We start from the raw sequence: 4,966 nt of genomic DNA on the forward strand, positions 1-4,966 counted from the left end.
GGTAGAAGCCGGGCGCCCGGCTGCCACCGCGCGCAGAGCGCCTCCGTGACCTGAGACAGGGGATAGCCGGCCCTGAGCATCTGGCTGCGCACCAGATGGGTGGCCAGGTCGCGGTCGCCGAGTCCGAACCAGTCGGGCTGCACACCGTAGGCGGCGAGTTCTTCCTTCGCGTGCCAGGTTTCGTCGGCATGACCCCAGCCCCGCTCGGGGTCTATCCCTCCACCTAAGGTGTACATGCAGGTGTCGAGGTCCGGGCAAATGCGGACACCGTGCATCCAGGCGTCGTCGCCGACGTTGACGACCGCGGTGACCTCGTGGTCTCCCTCCGGCCCCGCTGCGGAGCCGGTGAACTGGCCAAGACCGAGGTACTGCTGGACGCCGAGGAGGAAGCGCGCCCCGCCGACGCCGCCCACCAGAACAGTGACTTTCACATCGATCGACACTAGGCGCATCCGCGCCGAAGTGGTCCACGGCGGGGGTCGACTTGGTCACTTTTACGACACGCCAGGTAACCGACGCGCCGACATTAGGTCACGGGATGGTATGAAAACGCGCCGTAGCGCTTGACCCTCGCAGCTAACCCGTGTCTAATCACATCAGTGTCATTTCCCGGTTGGCTTCCCGGTTCCAGTGTCGCAGACCGAGATTCGATCACTTGTTCGAATTGAAGTGGCCGCACTCGAACTCGGTGGGGTTTCAACAGGGGATTTACGAAAACAGGTGAGGAGGCGGAAGATGTCTTATGAGCACGTAGATTTCGATCGTGTCATCCGATTCGACAGTCGGATGCTCGGCTCAGCAGGCAACGAACCGCACACCAATGTTGGGCCGGCGCAGAACGGGATGGTTGTTGGTCGTCCCCAGTTGAGTGTGGTTCCTGACCACCCCGGCGCCTACGCCGACCCGCCACTCGACGACGAACAATGGCAGGAACGCGCGCTGTGTGCGCAGACCGACCCCGAGGCGTTCTTCCCCGAAAAGGGTGGTTCGACCCGCGAGGCCAAGCGCATCTGCCTCGGTTGCGAGGTGAAGGATGCGTGCCTCGACTACGCCCTGGCCCATGACGAGCGATTCGGCATCTGGGGCGGACTGTCCGAGCGGGAACGCCGCCGTCTCAAGCGCGGGATCATCTGAGCTTCTTCGCACCAGCGGCCGGCACGGACCTGGCGCGGCGTCTCAGTCGTCGTCGATCGTCGGGTCGATGACGGAGGGTTCGACGCCCAGATACGTGGCGACCTGAGCCACCAGCACGTCATGCAACAAGTCCGACAGATCGAGAGTGTCCTTCGCCCGCCGCTCGATTGGTTTGCGGAACAAAACGATTCGCGCCCTAGTGGCATTTCCCCTGACATCGACGCCCGCCGGTATCAGCCTGGCGAGGGCGATCGGCCCATCCGCGATGACCTCCGGTGGCCATTGGACGTTTTCGGGGTCCTTCGGTGAGATCCGCGGAATCTCGTCAACGGCGACGTCCAAACCGGACACCCGGTCCTGCCACTGTCGCTCGATCGGCTCGTAGGCCTCGAGGACTGCCATGTCGAAGCGCTCCGCGCGGCTGCGCCAGCCCGGCACGGTTGGTGGCAGCAGCGGACCGCGCATCTCCCTGCGTCCGCGGTGCGCGCGCCAAGGCTCCCGCTCGACCATGCGGCGATCGTAACGGTTGGAGATCGGCCGGTTGCGGGCTGCGCGTGTCGTAGGCCCGCGACGTTCCCGCGCGATAGCCTCGTGTCCGTGAACGTTCCCCGTCGCTGCTGCAGGCCCGGGTGCCCGCACTACGCCGTGGCGACGCTGACCTTCGTCTACAAGGACTCAACTGCCGTCGTTGGCCCGCTCGCCACCGTCTCAGAGCCCCACTCCTGGGACCTGTGCGTGATTCATGCCGGTCGGATCACCGCTCCGCGCGGATGGGAATTGGTCCGGCACGCCGGACCGCTGCCGTCGCATTCTGACGACGACGACCTGGTGGCTCTCGCCGACGCGGTGCGCGAAGGTCACGAAGTCGCGGTGGGCGCACCGCCCGCCGGGTTCTCGGACCCCGTGACCGGTGTGCGCGGCGGTGCGCTGATGGCTCCACCGGTTCAGCGTTCGGAGGAGAACGGTCGCAGGCGCGGGCACTTACGCGTCTTGCCGGACCCGGCCGACTGAGCGGCCCCGTAGATTCGAGTGAGCTGGTGTGACCCACCGGCACGACCCGCCGCACGACGAAAGCCAAGCCGATAGGCTGGCGCCAGGAGTTCCCCTTCGCGAGGAGATCTATGTCTCGGCCCGCTGCGGCTGTCAACCACGTCATCAAGGCGTATGACGTTCGTGGTCTCGTCGGCGAGGAAATCGACGAGCGGTTCGTCGCCGACGTCGGCGGTGCGTTCGCCAGGCTGGTGCGCGACGAGGGTAAGCCTGGTGCCGACAGCGTCGCGATCGGGTACGACATGCGCGCCAGCTCGCCCTCGCTCGCCGCGGCGTTCGCTCAGGGCGTGGCGGCGCAGGGACTGAACGTCACCAGGATCGGCCTGGCGTCGACCGATCAGCTGTACTTCGCCTCCGGTCTGCTCGACTGCCCCGGCGCGATGTTCACCGCCAGTCACAATCCCGCCGCCTACAACGGCATCAAACTGTGTCGCGCCGGCGCCAAGCCCGTCGGCAAGGACACCGGGCTGACCACCATCAGCGGCGAGGTCATCAACGGCGTGCCCGGGTTCGATGGCGAACCGGGCACCATCACCGACCGCGACGTGCTCGGTGAATACGGGGACTACCTGCGGTCGCTCGTCGACATCGCGGGTCTGCGCCCGCTGCGGGTGGCCGTCGACGCGGGCAACGGCATGGGTGGACACACCACGCCCGCAGTGCTCGGTCCGCTCAAGTCAATCACGTTGCTACCGTTGTTCTTCGAGCTCGACGGCACCTTTCCCAACCACGAGGCCAATCCGCTCGACCCGGCGAACCTGGTGGATCTGCAGCGTCACGTCGTCGAGACCGGCGCCGACATCGGGCTTGCCTTCGATGGGGATGCGGACCGCTGCTTCGTCGTCGACGAACTCGGCCACCCGGTGTCGCCGTCCGCGGTGACGGCACTGGTCGCCGGGCGCGAACTCGGCCGCGAGATCGGGGCCGCCGTCATTCACAACCTCATCACGTCGCGGGCGGTGCCGGAGTTGATCAACGAACGCGGCGGGACCGCCATCCGCTCACGGGTCGGCCACTCCTACATCAAGGAGTTGATGGCCGAGTCGGGAGCGATCTTCGGCGGGGAGCATTCGGCGCACTATTACTTCCGCGACTTCTGGGGTGCCGACTCCGGGATGCTGGCCGCGCTGCACGTGCTGGCGGCGCTGGGGGAGCAGGACCGGCCGCTCTCTCAGATGATGGCCGACTACCAGCGGTATGCAGCCTCGGGAGAAATCAACTACACGGTCGGTGACGCACCGGCGTGCGTCGATGCGGTGCTGAAGTCGTTGACAGGCCGCATCCAGTCGATCGACCACCTCGACGGCGTTACCGTCGACCTCGGCGACGGCGCCTGGTTCAACCTGCGCACGTCGAATACCGAGCCGTTGCTGCGCCTCAACGTAGAAGCCAGGAGTTCAGAGGAGGTGGCTGCGATCGTCGACCACGTAGCAGCCCAGATCACTTCGGTCAGCGAGACGGTCACATGAGCGCGGCGCAGGCCACCATCGACCTCGACGACGTCGAGGGTCTGCTCGCCGCGGACCGAGAGGGTTTGCTGCGGGCTGCATCGATGGCGGGTGCGCAGATGCGGACAATGGCTGCAGCCCTTGACGAGGGCGTCCTGGAACCGCTGCGGTCCGATCAACCGCCGCGCACCGTGGTCTGGGTGGCCACTCGAGGCGCAGCCGAGGCAGCGGGAGCGATGCTGGCCGCCGCCCTGGGGGGATCGACCGGGGCGCCGATCGTGGTCGCTTCCGAGGTGCCGCCGTGGATCGGTGCGCTCGACGTCATGATCGTTGCCGGAGACGATCCAGCCGACCCGGTGCTGGTGTCGGCCGCTGCCACCGGAATTCGGCGCGGCGCGCGGGTTGTCGTCGTCGCCCCTGACGAGGGACCGCTGCGGGAGGTTGCGGCGGGTAGGGCAGCCGTGGTGTTGGCGCCGCGACTGCTCGTCTCCGATGAATTCGCGCTCGTCCGATACCTTTCCGCCGGTCTGGCCGCTCTGCAGGTGGTCGATTCCGGGATGAGCGTGGACCTCGCCGTGCTGGCCGACGCCCTTGACGCCGAGGCGCTGCGCAACAGCGCGGGCCGAGAACTGTTCACCAATCCGGCCAAGGCACTTGCGGAGCGGCTCTCGGGTCGCGACGTCGTCCTGGCGGGTGGCAATGCCGCGAGCGTGGCGCTTGCCAGGCACGTCGGTGCGATTCTGCTCCGGGTGGCGCAGCAGCCGGTGGCCGCGGTTGGCCTTGCCGATGCCCTCGTCGCCCTGCGCCGCGGACTGGCAAGCAGTTCAACTGAGTACGAATCTTCGATCTTTCACGACGAGGAGATCGACGGGCCCCAGCCCGCCAGGGTGCGGACCGTGGTGTTCGCCACCGACGAGGAGCGGCCAGGGATCGTCGCGACGCTCAGTGGTTACGACGACGTCGAAGTGGTGAGCGCCGACGACGTGCCCGACCTCGTGACACCCCGGCCGAGCGGTCGTCCCGAGCAGCAATTGGTCATGTTGGCGGTACGCCTCGAAATGGCTGCGGCGTACCTGAGATTGGTTCGAGGTTAGACGAGTGGACGTATTGCGCGGCGCGCTGCGGACTTACGCGTGGGGCTCTCATAACGCCATTGCGGAATTCACGGGAAGGCCAAGTCCCACACCGCACCCCGAGGCCGAACTCTGGCTGGGGGCACACCCGGGCGACCCGGCGTGGCTGGAGGGTGACGACGGGGAGCGCTCGCTACTCGACACCATCACCGCCGATCCCGAGGGGCAGTTGGGGGCGTCGACGCGGGCCCGCTTCGGTGA

Annotated in this window: 7 protein-coding genes; 5 read left to right on the forward strand and 2 right to left on the reverse strand. The window is 67.0% G+C overall.

From position 1 onward, the window contains the following. A partial coding sequence (locus tag ACRDUX_RS35165) for a 2-phospho-L-lactate transferase CofD family protein (protein WP_526421199.1) occupies positions 1–431 on the reverse strand: 431 nt, incomplete at its 3' end. 433 nt (positions 432–864) lie between these two features. Here ACRDUX_RS35165 and ACRDUX_RS35170 point away from each other — a divergent pair. Next, positions 865–1,134, forward strand: coding sequence for a WhiB family transcriptional regulator (locus ACRDUX_RS35170; protein ID WP_526421208.1), 270 nt, complete (start codon positions 865–867; stop codon positions 1,132–1,134). 42 nt (positions 1,135–1,176) lie between these two features. Here ACRDUX_RS35170 and ACRDUX_RS35175 read toward each other — a convergent pair whose 3' ends face one another. Continuing rightward, positions 1,177–1,599, reverse strand: a complete 423-nt coding sequence (locus tag ACRDUX_RS35175; protein WP_526421210.1) for a metallopeptidase family protein — start codon at positions 1,597–1,599, stop codon at positions 1,177–1,179. A gap of 132 nt (positions 1,600–1,731) precedes the next feature. On the opposite strand from ACRDUX_RS35175, the gene ACRDUX_RS35180 reads away from it, so the two are divergent. The 4 genes from ACRDUX_RS35180 to ACRDUX_RS35195 all read left to right on the forward strand — a co-directional run. Beyond that, a complete protein-coding gene (locus tag ACRDUX_RS35180; RefSeq protein ID WP_526421201.1) occupies positions 1,732–2,145 on the forward strand; it encodes a DUF3499 family protein in 414 nt (137 codons plus the stop codon). A gap of 110 nt (positions 2,146–2,255) precedes the next feature. Further along, on the forward strand, positions 2,256–3,653 hold the full coding sequence (locus tag ACRDUX_RS35185; RefSeq protein WP_526421203.1) for a phosphomannomutase/phosphoglucomutase: 1,398 nt from the start codon (positions 2,256–2,258) through the stop codon (positions 3,651–3,653). Next, positions 3,650–4,726 carry a TobH protein gene (locus tag ACRDUX_RS35190; protein WP_526421205.1) on the forward strand — a complete coding sequence of 359 codons (1,077 nt, stop codon included), beginning with the start codon at positions 3,650–3,652 and terminating at the stop codon, positions 4,724–4,726. The genes ACRDUX_RS35185 and ACRDUX_RS35190 overlap by 4 nt, the downstream gene beginning before the upstream one ends. 4 nt (positions 4,727–4,730) lie before the next feature. Next, on the forward strand, positions 4,731–4,966 hold a 236-nt coding region (locus ACRDUX_RS35195), incomplete at its 3' end, for a type I phosphomannose isomerase catalytic subunit (protein ID WP_526421206.1).

The organism is Mycobacterium sp. (genome assembly GCF_050701675.1).
Classification (GTDB): domain Bacteria; phylum Actinomycetota; class Actinomycetes; order Mycobacteriales; family Mycobacteriaceae; genus Mycobacterium.